Annotated in this window: 1 pseudogene; it reads right to left on the reverse strand. The window is 40.1% G+C overall.

The features are described 5' to 3' along the window. Positions 1 to 379 (reverse strand): annotated as a pseudogene (locus AAEZ02_RS21940) (type I-F CRISPR-associated protein Csy2); the annotation flags it as partial.

Genomic DNA, 379 nt, shown 5'->3' on the forward strand with positions numbered 1-379 from the left:
TAACAACTCATCGAGGCTATTTATTGAATGCCTTGTCGGCATAATCCACTTTCCTGATGCAGGTAATCTTCTCAGCTTAGAATACAGAAAAGCTTCAGAGCGATATAACGCGCACCAATCAATGGTCTTATCAATTTCAGGAGGATGCATCACCCCTCCAGCAAAATTAGCAGGGAAGCTTGCTTGAATTATACCGATAGAAGAATCAAGTTCAGTTAACTCTTCTTCATAGCCATCAATATGTATAACGAGATCGAACACTAAGTCGCAATAACGATTATCTAAAATACCAGCTCTTCTAAATTGATTTTCTTTCGGCCCTTGCATGCCATATTCGGGTAGTTTCTTGCCTGTAACAGATGAGCACTGACGGATAAAC

The organism is Shewanella sp. T24-MNA-CIBAN-0130, from assembly GCF_040310185.1.
Lineage (GTDB): Bacteria > Pseudomonadota > Gammaproteobacteria > Enterobacterales > Shewanellaceae > Shewanella > Shewanella psychromarinicola.